Origin of the sequence: Microcoleus vaginatus HSN003 (assembly GCF_022701255.1) — a bacterium.
Classification (GTDB): domain Bacteria; phylum Cyanobacteriota; class Cyanobacteriia; order Cyanobacteriales; family Microcoleaceae; genus Microcoleus; species Microcoleus vaginatus_B.
In genome coordinates this window covers 1,238,351-1,252,631 of record NZ_CP031705.1, presented here as the reverse complement: position 1 = coordinate 1,252,631, position 14,281 = coordinate 1,238,351, and the positions used below count along the sequence as shown (strand labels likewise).

16 protein-coding genes are annotated in these 14,281 nt (G+C 45.4%); 4 read left to right on the top strand and 12 right to left on the bottom strand.

The window, feature by feature from the left end:
• The first annotated feature begins 32 nt into the window (after window positions 1–32).
• Window positions 33–308, top strand: a complete 276-nt coding sequence (locus D0A37_RS05260; protein WP_242721964.1) for a DUF1816 domain-containing protein — start codon at window positions 33–35, stop codon at window positions 306–308.
• A gap of 172 nt (window positions 309–480) precedes the next feature.
• On the opposite strand, the gene D0A37_RS05255 is transcribed toward D0A37_RS05260, so the two are convergent.
• Entirely contained in the window at window positions 481–1,485 is a 1,005-nt protein-coding gene (locus tag D0A37_RS05255) for a DnaJ C-terminal domain-containing protein (protein WP_242721961.1), read from the bottom strand.
• A 1,324-nt stretch (window positions 1,486–2,809) separates the two neighbouring features.
• Entirely contained in the window at window positions 2,810–4,099 is a 1,290-nt protein-coding gene (locus D0A37_RS05250) for a glucose-1-phosphate adenylyltransferase (protein ID WP_242721960.1), read from the bottom strand.
• Between the two features lie 764 nt (window positions 4,100–4,863).
• On the opposite strand from D0A37_RS05250, the gene D0A37_RS05245 reads away from it, so the two are divergent.
• A complete protein-coding gene (locus D0A37_RS05245; protein ID WP_242721958.1) occupies window positions 4,864–6,330 on the top strand; it encodes a glycoside hydrolase family 13 protein in 1,467 nt (488 codons plus the stop codon).
• 189 nt (window positions 6,331–6,519) lie between these two features.
• Here D0A37_RS05245 and D0A37_RS05240 read toward each other — a convergent pair whose 3' ends face one another.
• Window positions 6,520–6,933, bottom strand: coding sequence for a fasciclin domain-containing protein (locus D0A37_RS05240; protein ID WP_242725368.1), 414 nt, complete (start codon window positions 6,931–6,933; stop codon window positions 6,520–6,522).
• Window positions 6,934–7,098: 165 nt separating this feature from the next.
• Window positions 7,099–7,524 (bottom strand): C6orf136 family protein, encoded by a 426-nt coding sequence (locus D0A37_RS05235; protein ID WP_242725365.1) that lies wholly within the window; start codon window positions 7,522–7,524, stop codon window positions 7,099–7,101.
• 58 nt (window positions 7,525–7,582) lie between these two features.
• Here D0A37_RS05235 and D0A37_RS05230 point away from each other — a divergent pair, with 58 nt between their 5' ends.
• Window positions 7,583–8,155 carry a hypothetical protein gene (locus tag D0A37_RS05230; protein ID WP_242721956.1) on the top strand — a complete coding sequence of 191 codons (573 nt, stop codon included), beginning with the start codon at window positions 7,583–7,585 and terminating at the stop codon, window positions 8,153–8,155.
• 49 nt (window positions 8,156–8,204) lie between these two features.
• Here the strand turns inward: D0A37_RS05230 and D0A37_RS05225 are convergent, their stop codons facing one another.
• Window positions 8,205–9,071, bottom strand: a complete 867-nt coding sequence (locus D0A37_RS05225; RefSeq protein WP_445242486.1) for a histidinol-phosphate transaminase — start codon at window positions 9,069–9,071, stop codon at window positions 8,205–8,207.
• Window positions 9,047–9,394, bottom strand: a complete 348-nt coding sequence (locus tag D0A37_RS29315) for a hypothetical protein (RefSeq protein ID WP_445242485.1) — start codon at window positions 9,392–9,394, stop codon at window positions 9,047–9,049. The genes D0A37_RS05225 and D0A37_RS29315 overlap by 25 nt, the downstream gene beginning before the upstream one ends.
• Window positions 9,395–9,577: 183 nt before the next feature.
• On the opposite strand from D0A37_RS29315, the gene D0A37_RS05220 reads away from it, so the two are divergent.
• On the top strand, window positions 9,578–9,865 hold the full coding sequence (locus D0A37_RS05220; protein WP_242721954.1) for a WGxxGxxG family protein: 288 nt from the start codon (window positions 9,578–9,580) through the stop codon (window positions 9,863–9,865).
• Between the two features lie 175 nt (window positions 9,866–10,040).
• Here the strand turns inward: D0A37_RS05220 and D0A37_RS05215 are convergent, their stop codons facing one another.
• From D0A37_RS05215 to D0A37_RS05190, 6 genes are all read right to left on the bottom strand, one after another.
• A complete protein-coding gene (locus D0A37_RS05215) occupies window positions 10,041–10,748 on the bottom strand; it encodes an ROK family protein (RefSeq protein ID WP_242721952.1) in 708 nt (235 codons plus the stop codon).
• 32 nt (window positions 10,749–10,780) lie between these two features.
• The gene (locus tag D0A37_RS05210) at window positions 10,781–11,473 is read right to left on the bottom strand and encodes a YqiA/YcfP family alpha/beta fold hydrolase (protein ID WP_242721950.1); all 693 of its coding nucleotides are present in this window, start codon (window positions 11,471–11,473) and stop codon (window positions 10,781–10,783) included.
• 345 nt (window positions 11,474–11,818) lie between these two features.
• Complete coding sequence (locus tag D0A37_RS05205; protein ID WP_242721947.1) at window positions 11,819–12,304, bottom strand: Spy/CpxP family protein refolding chaperone; 486 nt, start codon at window positions 12,302–12,304, stop codon at window positions 11,819–11,821.
• Between the two features lie 19 nt (window positions 12,305–12,323).
• Window positions 12,324–12,770 (bottom strand): hypothetical protein, encoded by a 447-nt coding sequence (locus D0A37_RS05200; protein WP_242721944.1) that lies wholly within the window; start codon window positions 12,768–12,770, stop codon window positions 12,324–12,326.
• Window positions 12,767–13,357 (bottom strand): sigma-70 family RNA polymerase sigma factor, encoded by a 591-nt coding sequence (locus D0A37_RS05195; RefSeq protein WP_242721941.1) that lies wholly within the window; start codon window positions 13,355–13,357, stop codon window positions 12,767–12,769. The genes D0A37_RS05200 and D0A37_RS05195 overlap by 4 nt, the downstream gene beginning before the upstream one ends.
• A 295-nt stretch (window positions 13,358–13,652) precedes the next feature.
• Window positions 13,653–14,189, bottom strand: a complete 537-nt coding sequence (locus tag D0A37_RS05190) for an opioid growth factor receptor-related protein (protein ID WP_242721938.1) — start codon at window positions 14,187–14,189, stop codon at window positions 13,653–13,655.
• Window positions 14,190–14,281: the final 92 nt, after the last annotated feature.

Sequence of the window (14,281 nt, the reverse complement as noted above, 5' to 3'; positions counted from 1 at the left end):
AAACACTACTTAACTTGTTGCAGAGGTGAATTATGTTTGAACTTTATATGTTCGGTATGTTCCTTGCGGCGGTTTCGATACTGACTCAACCGATGACCAGCGGTAGAGGTCGCCAGTGGTGGGTAGAAGTTGACACAGATTCGCCGCAGCACACCTATTACTTTGGCCCCTACGACAGCAAAGATGAAGCTTCTAATAACACTAACGCCTACATCACAGACTTGGAAAAGAAAGGAGCTAAAAACATTAGCATCCACATCAAGCAAGGTCGCCAACCCAGTCAGCTCAAAGCTAGCGAAGAGTCTTGAGAAGGTGGAAGGCTCCAGTATGAATAGGTTGATTAAGCTAAATCCGTTTGGGCGCGGGTAGACCAATATCGATGAGTTCAGAGCCAGGATATTTGTACACCCGCCTAAACCCGAGGGATGATTCGCTCCTCTTCCTAATTTTGTTGGAGACGGGCAATGAATGCAAGTTTTTTCAAAGTAGCGCTTGGTTTAAATTGCTCCGGGGATTAAAAGTGCTAATTGCTTTGATTTTTTCATAGCATTCGCGTTCTACAGTGCTAATTTCTTTCGGTGGCACGATCGCAATTTTTACCAACAAATCAGTCCGCTCGTTTTTCTTCGGTTTTGGCCATCCTTTACCCCGCAACCGTAAAGACTGACCCGAACGAATCCCGGCGGGAAATTTTACAGTTATCATACCTTCAGGCGCTGGCACTTCAATTGAAGCTCCCAACACCGCTTCGTCGGGACTTATCGGCACTTCGCAGACCAAATTCTCTCCCTCAAACTGGAAGAAAGCGTGAGGCAAAACTTCTAATTTTAGGTACAAATCTCCCTGTTGCTTGGTGTATGGGTCAACTTGACCTTTGCCTTTTATCCGAATTTTGCTGCCAGTTTTTACTCCTGCTGGAATCGAAACTTCGCCCGTGGCGACTCGCTTAGAAGTTCCCCGAAATGCTTCCCCCAAAGTCAGGGAAATCACCACCTCGGTGTCGAGAGAGCCTCCTGCGCTGCGGTTTTCGTACCCCGCAAAATCTTCAAATCCGCCAAAACCGGTGGGCCCGCCGCTGCGGTAGTTGCTGTAATTCCACTTGGCGTTGCGCCCACTACCCGCACTGCTACCTGCGCGGCCTAGCAAGGCATTGATAAATTCGTCAAAACTGCCGTACTCGCTGAAGTCAACCCCGCCAAAGTCTACATTTGTAGTGCCCCCGCCCGGCCATCCGCCTGGAGTCGTGGCAGCTTGCTTCCAGTATTGACCGTATTGGTCGTATTTTTTGCGTTTTTCAGGGTCTGATAGCACTTCGTAAGCTTCGTTTACTTCTTTAAAACGAGCTTCGGCTTCTTTGTTCCCAGGGTTCATGTCTGGGTGATATTTGCGGGCTAGTTTGCGGAAAGTTTTTTTTATTTCGTCAGAAGTGGCAGTTTTGTTGAGTCCCAAAATAGCGTAATAGTCTTTAAAATCTGTTGCAGCCATTAAGCCATCCCCTCTTTATTAGTTGTTATTTGTTAGTTGTTAGTTGTTAGAAAGAATAAATCCCAAATTAGCCGCAGGATGGCGCATTAGTATAATGCCAGGAGCCGAAGTGCCTGCGGCATCTCATTCAAATTATAGGTTATCAAAGGTTTGGACTCGATCGAGTTCGGTTGTTTCTTGCTGGACGATCGCAATTTCCGCACTCCGCTGCTGTTTGATATTTTATAGCATTCGGCTCTCTCGCGCTGAAGGGGGCCGGAGCAGCCGGGTCTAGAAATCCTTTTGGCATTCGACAACAAAAACAATGCTTTCATCAATCAATGAACAACGCCCTTACCCTGGGCCGTTGCTACACCTTTGAGCTTTTAGACGGTGAAACTCTTGCCACCATAAATTTTTAGGAGTTTTGCGCCTTGGGGGCTTTCGGGAGGCAGCGATAGCTTTAGGGTGCAGCCCGGTTGAAGCGATCCCGGGAAAGCTGCTGCTGTTGCTGGCGCGAGTACCCCTGGGGTTGAATGTCGCGGACGATCGATCTTTTTTTGCTTTTTTTGCTCTTTTTTTGCGGTGCGCGGTGCGAGCAAACGTCTCGATATGAGGTTTTCACCCTATGCAAATCTTAACAGGTTCTCAGCAGTAACTCCGGTCGAATCTGGTGTCTGAATTGTGACTAGATTATACCCTAAAGAGCGCTGTTCTTCCACAAAATTGCGATATTTTTTTTCCTCACCCCAGACCAGTGCTATAGAAGCTTATTTTTACAACCTCTGAAGAGATTTAAATCAAACTAATATAACATAATCTCTTCCCTGTCTGTTAGCTAAATCACACACTTGTCTAAAACATTAAGATAGGATAATAGAGGATCAGGTTTTAACGCCACGAGGGTGCTAACGTTATGAATTATTTGCTAAGTTGGCCTTGCGGCTGCTGCGACGATTGGAAAGATAGTTCCGAGAGTTGTGTTGTACTCAGAAACGGGCAGCGTATTTGTCAGTCGTGCTACCAGCGCAAATACCAGAATCAGAAGTTATTCGCCAGACGCAGGCGATCGGGCATATCTGTATCACGGCAGACAGTAACAGAGACTGTCGCTTATTAATAATGCGCGAGCCTTTGAATAAAGCAAAGTATGTGGAAAACCTCGCATCAGCGGTGGGAATTAATAATCAACAAAAAAAAGAAGGATTTTCGTCATCAGTCATCAGTCATCGGTCATTGGTAATCTGTCACTAATTTACTTATTTATCATCATTCACTTGGTGAGAGGTAACAGATTTTAACTTAAAAAACTAATGACTGACGACTAATGACTAATGACTAATAACTAAATGATAGTTCCATCAGGAATCGTGGCATTTTTCAGAACTACGATAATGCCGCTGCGGATGTAAAAACCTTGGTTTTCGCGGTTGGCTTCTTCCACTCCCTCTTTATTAATTATTTGAACATTGCGGCCGATGCGGGCATTTTTATCTACAATCGCGCGGCGAATTGTAGTATCTGCACCGATACCGAGGGCGACGCCTCCGTTGTCCAAACTCGAATGCCGTTCGGCGTCGGGTTCGTAGAAGTCAGCACCCATGACCAGAGTGTCTTGAATCGTACATCCAGCTTCAATGCGCGATCGAACTCCCAACACAGAATGGTCGATCCGGCACTGTTTGAGAATGCAGCCTTCAGCAATAATCGATTCAGTCACGTGAGTATCTAAAAGCTTAGTCGGCGGCAAGAAACGCGGGCGAGTGTAAATCGGCGCATTTTCATCGTAGAAACTGAAAGGCGGCTTAGGCTGTTTTGTCAGAGCCATGTTAGCGTCGTAAAAAGCCTCAATGGTTCCAATATCTTCCCAGTAATCGTCAAACAAATAAGCTTGAACGTTGTGGTCTTTTGCATTATTCGGAATAATCTCTTTACCAAAATCTGTTTGGTTTGGAGATTCTTTCAGGAGTTTAATCAGAACTTCTCTTTTGAAGACGTAAATCCCCATCGAAGCAATGTAAGGACTTTCCTGAGCCTGCTGCGGTGTCAGTCCCAGTTTTGTAGTATCCACCTGCATTTGTTTGAGCGCATCGCCTTTTGGCTTTTCACTGAAAGAAATAATGCGGCCGTTGTCGTCGATTTTCGTCAAACCAAAATCCGAGGCCCGCTTCTCGTCCATTGGCAAAACCGAGAGGGTGATATCGGCGTTGGTTTCGCGGTGTCTGTGCACAAACTTCTGGTAGTCCATGCGGTAGAGGTGGTCGCCCGAAAGAATCAAGTATTCGTCAACGTCCCACTGTTCTAGCAGCGAGAGATATTGGCGAACTGCGTCGGCTGTCCCTTGAAACCAGTTGGGGTTTTCCTGAGTTTGCTGGGCGGCGAGCACCTCGACAAATCCCTCGGTGAAGCCGGAAAACTGGTAGGTGCGAGAGATGTGACGGTTGAGGGATGCCGAGTTGAATTGGGTGAGGACGTAGATTTTGACTATTTCCGAGTTGATGCAGTTGCTGACAGGAATATCGATGAGGCGATATTTGCCTGCGAGGGGAACTGCGGGTTTGGCTCGCAGTTTGGTTAGGGGGTAAAGGCGGGTGCCTACACCGCCACCGAGGATGATGGCTAAAACTTTTTTCAAGGAACTTTCTCCGTAGGGTCGGTTAACTCTCCAAGTACAGTGTCGGACGGTGAGGGCTTCTTGACAAGGGGGGGGAGCAAGGAAGTTTTGAGTTTTGAGTTTTGAGTTGAGTCGCTTACACAGAAACCGGGTTGTTTAATCCAAATACTTTTTCAGACCCTCAATAAGAGTTAAAAAACCCGGTTTAGAAGAGTAGGAGTGTTTCCGGGGCTGGAGTTATGGCTTTTGATTTGTGAGTTAAAATATCCCTCAATCCATAATGGATATTTAAAAAAGTTGGGAGTTGTGAGTTAAAATAACCCTCAATAAATAAGGGCAGTTTAACAAAAGAATAAGGTTCGGGGTTTGGGCTGTTAATAACAAGTTTTTTGGGTAAATTCCCCGTTTTGGCAATTTATCGCTCCCGGCTCATGGCGCTGTTGTTCTTTTTCAAGGCAGGTCGCGATCGCACCGCCACGCCCGCTGACGCTCTATTGGCCTCTAAAGCGCGCTCTGGTTGTGCTTGAGTGGGAGTCGGTTCTTTTTATTGGCGTTCCTGTTATGTGAGTTTGTGCGACTCCACAGCACTCAGGAAGCGTAGGCCGCCGGGACGATAAATTTCTAGGTAGAGTCAGTTTTCAACCTTAAATTGACTGCACATTTGTGTAATATTTTACAATTTGTCGATCGATAAAATGGGATAAAATGTCTATTCTCTACCAAAAGTTAGATACCCTAGAAACCTCTGCTACTGTAGCCTAACCCCTAAAAGCTAGAAAAAGTGTATGCAAATTCAAACGCCGGACTGGGTTAAACACGCGGTCTTCTACCAAATATTCCCCGATCGCTTCGCCAAAAGCAAACAGCCCCGCAAACGTATGCTGCAAAACTTCATGTGGGAAGAATGGCACGCAATCCCCACCCTGCAAGGCTACAAAGGCGGCGACTTGTGGGGCGTGATGGAACAGCTAGACTACTTGCAAGACATAGGCATTAACGCAATTTATTTCACCCCCATATTTCAGTCTGCCTGCAATCACCGCTACCATACCCACGACTACTATCAAGTCGATCCGATGTTGGGTGGCAATCCAGCTTTTAAAGAGCTTCTAGACGCCGCCCATGATCGCAATATCAAAGTTGTCCTCGACGGCGTATTCAACCACGCCAGCCGCGGCTTTTTCTTCTTTCACGACATCCTCGAAAACGGCCCCAATTCTCCTTGGGTGGATTGGTTTAAAATTGAAGGCTGGCCGCTATCCGCCTACGACGGCAATTTTCCTGCTAACTATGCCGGTTGGGACGGCAATCGAGCACTTCCTGAATTCAATCACGACAATCCAGAAGTGCGAGAATACATCATGGAAATCGCCGAATATTGGATTAAATTCGGCATTGATGGCTGGCGACTGGACGTTCCTTTTGAAATTAAAACCCCGGGATTTTGGCAGGAATTTCGAGATCGAGTGAAAGCAGTTAACCCCGAAGCTTACATTGTCGGCGAAGTTTGGGAAGATGCGAGAGAATGGCTCGACGGTACTCAATTTGACGGGGTGATGAATTATTTGTTTGCTGCGCCGACTATTGCTTTTGCAGCGGGCGACAGGGTTGATTTAGCTCAACTTGAAGGCCGTTCTTACTATCCCTATCCGGCGCTTTTGGCTAAAGAGTACGGCGACAAAATTCAGCAGGTTTTGGAATTATATCCTTGGGAAATACAGCTAACTCAACTCAACTTGTTAGCCAGTCACGATACCGCGAGGTTGTTAACAATTGCTGGAGGCGATAAAGCTAGCGTCGAACTCGCTAATTTGCTGCTGTTAACTTTTCCCGGAGCTCCTAGCATTTACTACGGCGATGAAGTTGGTTTGCCCGGTGCTCTCGATCCCGATTCTCGCCGCGGTTTTCCCTTACAAGCTAGCTGGGAACTTGATGTTTTAGATTACCACAAGCAGTTGATAGCTTTGCGGCACAAATACGCTGCCCTCCGCACTGGATCGTACCAAGTTCTGTTTGCTGAAGGAACGGTTTACGTTTTTGCCCGAATTTTGGGAGATGAGGAAATAGTTGTTGCTGTCAATGTCGCGACAGAAGCAGCTAATATTAGCTTTGAGCCAGCTAATTTGAAATCTCCTCACGATAAATTGCTGTATGGTAAAGGCGAGTTTGTTTGGAAAGGTGAAGGGGAAACTCGGCAGTTAGAATTGATGCTGCCGGCACGCTCTGGCTTGATTTTAGGTTCGGATAAGTAGTTCAGCAATTACGCAAGTGTCACGCTTTAATAGACTTGTAGGGTGCGTCAGACCGAGTTAGGGACGGATGATCGATGGTTTTGGTTCTGAGGCACCTTACTAATTGTGACACTTGCGTAAGTTCTCTAGTTTAAAGTGTAAGGTGCGCCCATTAGCACCCTACTAAATTTAGAGATGCCTCAAGTTTTATTATGCTGCAACCAATGCTGGTATTAGCACCGCATCAATGATATGGATGACGCCATTGTCAGCAAGAATATTGGAAGTGAGAACTTTAGCATCATTCACTTTAAGGCCCTCAGAAGTATCAATTCCTACCACCGAACCTTCAACTGTTTCTGCAGAACTTAACTCAAGCAAGTTCTCAGTTAGTACCTCGCCAAACAGAATGTGATAAGTCAGAATTTTCTTGAGCTTGGGTATGTCTTCCAACCAAGACGTAATAGTGTTCGTAGGAATTTTGGCAAATGCCTCGTCAGTGGGTGCTAAGACGGTGTAGGGGCCCGGACTTTGCAATAAATCTAACAAACCAGCCGCTTCAATAACAGTCACGAGTGTTTTGAAAGAACCGGCATGGGTGGCAGTCTCGACAATATCAGCCATGATGTTTTTCAGGAGTGCAAATAGCAGAAAATGAATCAGAGGCGACAATCATTTTAGCAATTTACAAATAGCAGAAAATGAATCGGAGGGATGATGATTATTTGAGCCATTATAAGTTAATTGGGTTGCAGGCGCTCAGGGCCTGGGGCGATCGACCTTTTTAGCTTATACTTGGCTCGCCTCCTCCCCCTTGCGGAAAAACTGCTTTAAAATCTCTCCGGGTTTTCTGTCCCAGGTGTCGATATGTTCGTAAATTAAGCCGTCTTTATCCAGTTTATAAGTAGAGTAGCCGTTGAAGAAGATGCGAGCTTTCCAGGGAACCCGTAGGACGCCGCGAACAGTCCAATTTGCCACAATAGTATCAGGGGCTGTTTGACTTACGTCGTGCAGGTCGAAGTAAATCTCGTTAAAGAATAACTGCCCGTGAAATCGCAGAGTCCAAAAGATAATGCGATAGTTGATTTTTCCTTTAAATTTGTTAACAGGATCTTGAAAATAAACATCTTTTGTGTAGATGTCATAGGAGATGTCTTTCTCAAACAGGGTCGGCAGATCCGATTTCAGGGTGTCTACTGCTTGTTCTACCTGCATTTGATATTCGATCGCGCTCAAGCTACCACCTTGTGACAGTATTAATTTATAACTTTAAATGAATAATCTAGATCTGCAGCGGGATGAGCCAAAAATTGATACTTCATCCAGCTCTAATCTTACCTCTAATTATATTGTCCGCGCCGGCCTTTATGCTGACCTGGGCTTGCGACATCGAAACCTTGGCACAGATTTGACAAAACACCCCCACTCCTCTGACATTCTCGTAGAAATCAACAGCGGCAAGCTGTTGATGGTAGATAGCCGTCGCCGGAACGGTCTAATTTTGATTAAACGCTTCCACGCGGAGTTTGCTGGGCCTGGGGCTGCCGTTGGGGGTGCTTTTGATGTTGACTCTCAGCAGGCGATTCCCGTGGGGGATTTTTGTTTGGTTTGCCCTCAATCTCCCGAAGAAAGACAGAAAGCTTTGGGAATTCGGCGACAGTGGGTACGGTTAATGGAACAGTTAACGGCAAAGCCGACAGCTTTGGAACGGGCACAAATGGTTTTAACTCAGTTTGAACAATATTTGGATTCGGAAACGGTGACAGAAATTCCCGATGAAGCTTTGGCACTTTTAGTAGGCGTATTTCCCCAGACTATTCGATCGGCCCGACAGATTGATAATTAAAAATGGCATGGTAATTTGCTTGAAATCATCCCCTTTTTAAGGAATTTTGTCAATTCAAAATCGCTGCGATTCGATCGACTGTGCGCTGATTTTCCTCGGGACTGCCCACCGTAATTCGCAAACCTCCCCCAGTATGGCGAATTAAAGTACCTCGCTCTTTTAGCTGCTGCATGATTTGTTGGTGTTCCTGTTCGGCAGATTCGCCCTCACTAGCTTTCACCCGCAGGTAAACGAAGTTAGCCGCACTCGGCCAAACTTGCAATTTTTGATGCTGAGTTAGCGCTGCAATTAATTTGGCTCTTTCTGATAGAGTTTCGGGAATGGTTGCTAGCAATAACTGCCGTTGGGCTAGAGCCAACTCGGCTGCGGTTTGCGAAAAACTGGGGAGGTTGTAGGGGAGGCGGATTTTTTCTAAGGCGGTGGCGAGTTCGGGATGGGCGATCGCATATCCGACTCTCATTGAGGCCAGTCGAAATGCCTTGGAAAATGTGCGTAAAATTATCCAATTCGGGTGGTTGTGCAATTGGTCGGCTAAAGTATTTTGGCTGAATTCAAAATAGGCTTCGTCAATTACTACTAATATCTCTTCGGGTAAAGTTGACAACCATTCTATTTCATCGGTTGTCAAAGCATTGGCTGTAGGGGAATTGGGATGAACGACAAAGACGGCGCGCACGGGGGGATTTTGATTTTGGTCGTTAGCGCAGCCCTCGGAGAGGATCGCCCTTTTAGCCGCCTCGATATCGATTTCAAAATTCTCCTCTTTCCGCCCAACACTCACAACGGGAATGCCGAGGGCTTGGGCGATTATTCCATACATCGAAAAGGTGGGATTCGCTACCAAAATAGAGCCGGTACCGCCTAAACAAGTAGCTATTAAGATGGATCTAATTAGTTCGTCGGAACCGTTGCCCACAGAAATATTGTCGGCTGTAATGGCGGTTTTGGGCAGTGTAACCCCCCTAGCCCGGGGGGGACATTTAGGGATTCATTGACGTATTCGGCGAGATCCTCTTTGAGCGCTGCGTGGCCTCCGTCGGGATAGCGATTTGTCTCAATTAACTGCTGGTAAGTCCAAGCTAGCTTTTTTTTTAATTCCTCTGGCAAGTCGTAGGGGCATTCGTTGGTGTCGAGGCGATCGATCGCACTTTCCGAGTGCGCTGGTTCTCCTGATGTGCCGCCCGGATGGGGAGTGTATGCGGTAAGTTCGGCTAAGTCTTTTCGGATAAATGGAAGCATGGTATAATTTACTACTTTTTATTTTAGATAATTTGCTTACAAGCATCTGAACTTAGCATAGAGCTTGTTCTATCTCGAAAGCAAGAGGAGAGGCGGGATTTAGTTTCTGTCGATCGATTGATGCGTCGGCTGTGGCAAATTGATACTTTTAATAAAGTAACTGCTGATATTTGGAGACCCAGTATGAAAGTCAAGCCTTCCGCTCTATCTAAAAATACCGCTGCTACCCTAATAGCTTTGAGTTTGGCTGTTCTCCCTTCAGCTATGCCTGCCTCAGCTCAAACGCAGTCAGCTCCGGCACAGAATAATACTGATTCTTCTAATGGAGTTGTTTTAGACAGAACTCCCCTTCAAGAAAGCAAGGAAGACAACAATCATTGGGGTGCTTTGGGTTTATTGGGCGTCCTCGGTTTAGCGAATCTGTTTCGCAAGGATGAACCCAAACGCTACCGCGATCCGATGAACGAATAATTTTTTAAACGACGATCCTTTTCGGGGGTTCAGCTACCCCACAAGCCAAAAACCCAATCAACAGTGGTGGATTCAGAAACCGGGTTTTTACCGAAAGACGGGATTATTGCCTTTAATCCCAGCAAAAAATCCGGTTTCTTTGATTATTGATGGGCATTTTGACCACACCGTTTATTCAATCGCGCCACAAAGCAATCCCGCCCAATAAACCGCTCACATTTGGTACTATTTTAACCTGTGGCGGTAACTCAAAAGCAATCTTTTTAGTATTGCCGCCGCCGATGTAAATGCGATCGCAGTTAAAGAGATTTTGCACAGAGGTGAGCGCTTTTTCTAGACGGCGATTCCATCGTTTGGAACCGACTGTATCTAATGCCGATCGCCCTAATTGCTGTTCGTAAGTTTCCCCTTTGCGAAACGGGTGATGTCCTAATTCTAAATTGGGCACCAAGATACCATCGACAAATAAGGCAGAACCGAAACCTGTGCCCAGGGTAATTACTAATTCTACCCCCGTCCCAGCAATTGCTCCCAATCCTTGAATATCGGCATCGTTAGCCACTCGCACAGGTTTTCCCAAGCGATCTTTGAGGGTAGTTTCTAGGTCAAAATCTATCCAAGAGGGCTCTAAATTCACTGCGGTTTTGATGACGCCTAGACGCACGACGCCTGGGAAACCGACGGATACTCGGTCAAATTCCCCTTGTCCGCTTGCTAAAGAGGCGATCGCCTCTAGTATCGGTTCCGGTTTCGGTGGTTGAGGCGTTTCTAAACGGCTGCGTTCCGTTTGGGGTTGGCCTTCATTGTCCAACACCATAACTTTGATGCCACTTCCGCCAATGTCAACGGCTAAGGTGCGAGTCGATCGATCTTGTTCAGTCATTTGATTGTTAAGACTTGCAAGTTGGTCAAATTTTAATTTTTGAATTGGCAAAACTTTTGAATCGCTTCCCACATTTCCGCTAGGACATTTCCCAAAGAATGATCATCTTCTAATTCGATTAATTGCACCCAGGGACGGTTAGCGGCAAAATTTCTGCTAGCTTGAATCGGTATTATTGTATCATGCTTGCCGTGAAGAATTAACGTAGGCACGGAACGCATTAATTTTTGTTCAGGGTATTGAGCCATATCTGCCAAAAACTGATAATGCAGTGGCAGATAACCCTGTTCGCCGTAGTGGTAAACGGGCAGATATTTCTCAGACTGCCACTTTTCTAACTGTTGCTGTCCCAACAGTGGCAGCCAGTGGGAGATAAATTCAAAAGCCGGCGCTAACAAAACTATTTGCTGTACTGACAATTGTCGCTGGGCCAACCAAGCCGCTGTCAGCCCCCCAAAACTCGACCCTATTATGGTGACTTCCCCGATATTTTTTACATTTTCTGTGAGAGATTGAGAGGATTTGGTTGGCAAAAATTCTGTTTCTATTTGGTTTAATTGGCGGCTGAGAGTGAGCCCCGAAAAATCCTTTTGATTGAGATCAGGAGTCTTTAGGTCAATTCCTAGGTAAGAAAAGCGATCGCGGAAATATTTAGCCTTAAGGGAATCGGGACTTGAAGCAAATCCATGTAAATAAATGTAACTCGAATCGTTATGTAGATTCATCCAGAAATTTTTATGAGACTTCTCAACTAATTACTGTAACTTAAAATGAGTTATAAAAAAAATCCGACACTAACTCCAAGAAAATATATACTGATATTCGGAATATATCAAGCACTCGCACGCATTTAAATTGTTTTTTTTAGACTGGTTATAAAAAGATAAAGCAATCGCCTCGACTTAAAATTTTTGTGCTTTTGAATTGCTTTTTCGGAGAGACTCAACTATCGCATAGATTACATAAAACCTGCCTTTATCGAAGCCTGAATTTATTAACATTTACCTGCGTACAATGAATCGCAGAGTGTGATAGGCGCACCCTGCGATTCGCTCAAAACTACTCGTCAATTACTGCGCTTTTTGACGGTTTTGCATCCGGTTTTTAGCATTTTGTCGGCGCTGCTGCATCATTTGAGCTAATTGGCTGCGCTGTTCGGCTGTGAGCAGTTCTCGCATTGCGAGTGTACTTTCAAATCGAACCTCTTCCAACTGCTGCCTCAATCCGATGATTTGACGGTGTTTTTCACGAATTTCGCTGGCATTTGCCGTGCCGGACATCATCGTGTCCAATTCTTGTCTGGCTTGGCGGACTGCTTGCATCCGCTGGGAAACTTGGTCTTTGTACCGCTCGCGAACTGCCTGCATTTGCTGCTGTTGGTCTGCGCTTAAATTAAGTTTCTCGAACATCCCACCTTCCCTGCCAGCGGGTCGATTGGGACGCTGGTTTTGGGCAATTGTTTCCGCTTCTAGCGGATTAGGAACTGCTATTGCTGCGACTGTGCTGCCGAGAGTCAGCATTAAAACGGCTAGGGCAGAAATACGACGAATTGACATGAAAATTACCTCTTTGATATTACTTATTTGTTGGCGGTTCACTGTCAGCACCAGGGCTGAAAGTCAACCAGTCTGTTTGTGAGCTATCCGTCATAGTTTCTTGGGGAGAGTCATGGAGAACACCCTCCCAGTTAGTAACTAAAAATGCTTCTAACTTAGCTATTTCCTCATCTGGCAATTGTGCAGTCTGAAACGGACGGTAGCCCGACCAAAAAAATAGCAGGCTAGCAGCAATCGCAGACGAGAAAGCCCACTTAGAAACAGAGGATATTTTTAACCTGTCACCAGACTTAGCTGAGCCACTTAATCGCGTTTTTTCCCGGTAGGTTTCATGGAAAACACTCGCCTGATTACTTTCTATTGCTGCTAGAATTTTTTGCTCTAAATCTGGTGCAGCTTCAGGAATATTTGGGCGATGTTGCTTCAAGAAATTTACTAACTCTTGGTCGCTGCTGGGGTTATTCATAGCTCGCTGACACCTTCTTTTTGCAAAAATTGCCGCACAGCATTTCGGGCATAAAACACGCGAGATTTGACAGTACCCGCCGGCAGTCCCAAAATTTGGGCTACTTCTTTTTGCGGGATGTCTTCTAGGTCGTGCAGCACCAAAACGCTGCGGTGTTCAAAGCTCAATTGCTCCAATCCTCGCTGCACTAAATCTTGATAGTGCAACTGCATCAAGTCCGATGTATTATCTTTGAGAATAACCCGCTCCATTGTTTCTTGATTTTTGAGTTGGGAGTCAAAAGAATGCTGTTTAGCAAATGCTTGTCTTTGGTCGGAAGCCACATTCCAAGTGATTCGATAAAGCCAAGTAGAAAAGTTTTCCTGGTGCTTGAGTTGGGGCAATCCTTTCCAGACTCGCAGGAATACTTCTTGTGCTAAATCGTCAAGAAGCGAGGGGCCGCAGAGTTGGTAAAGGGTTGACCTGACTTTGTGTTGGTAGCGTTGGTAAAGGTAGCGAAAGCAAGTGCGATCGCCCTTTAAACATTGAGCAACTAAGTCCGAGTCGGAACAGTCATCGGTTAAAACATTGGCTGACACACCTAACACCTGTGAAGTCTCCCCCACCAGTTCGTTATCTGAAGTGTTTAGACAGGGCGATCTCGAAAAAGGTTCAAATTACTTAAAATAATATTTTGAGCATGAATCCGCTTGGAGTGGAAAACTGCACCAATGTCAGTAACAGGCAAGATGCCTGTTCCACAAAAATTAAATAAATTTTCTTGTGGGGAGTAGGGGTTGGGCTTCTAGCCTGCCCCTAACAGGCAAGATGTCTGTTCCACAAAAATTTAATTTTTTTGTGGGGAGTAGGGTTGGCTATGGCGGCAAGTCCCAAATATCGATTCTAACTATTTACAGCATTTTTCCAATATGTATAAGTTTTTAAACCAATAATTTCTTGATTTTCATTATATATCTCATCCAAACATCTAAAAAGAGCCAAAGCATAATTCTTCAATCCCAACTCTGTCAAACTTGTAAGAATCCTAGTCAGCCGCAGGTAGTTGTGATTAAAGGGTTCAATCCACTCTCTTTTTCTTGACAAATATTCGTCTGATTTGGCAATTACTATTTCTGCGTTTTCCCCTTCGCGGCATTCCAGCCCGTAAAATGCCAGCATGACTTTTAGAGATTTGACTAAGCGACTTCTCAACTCTTCACTTGTTCTAAAAGCTTGAATTACCTCATCATTTAAAGTAGGAGCAGTGGAATTAAAGCGGCTCTTTTCTCTCAGCGGAAACAGCCATTGAATGTAATTGTGCACGGATTCCAGCTTCTGGTAATCCCACGACCAAATATGGTCGAGCGCCCGACCTTGTGAATCAGGCTGCTGACCGAGATAGAATGCTAAAATTTTGTTTTGTTTGGTTGAATTACTCATTAATAAGCTGTTTTGTATCTAAATTGTATTTTTGGGCGGGCGGGACGCCCACCCCACAACCAGAAAATTAAATTGTTTTGTGGAACAGGCAT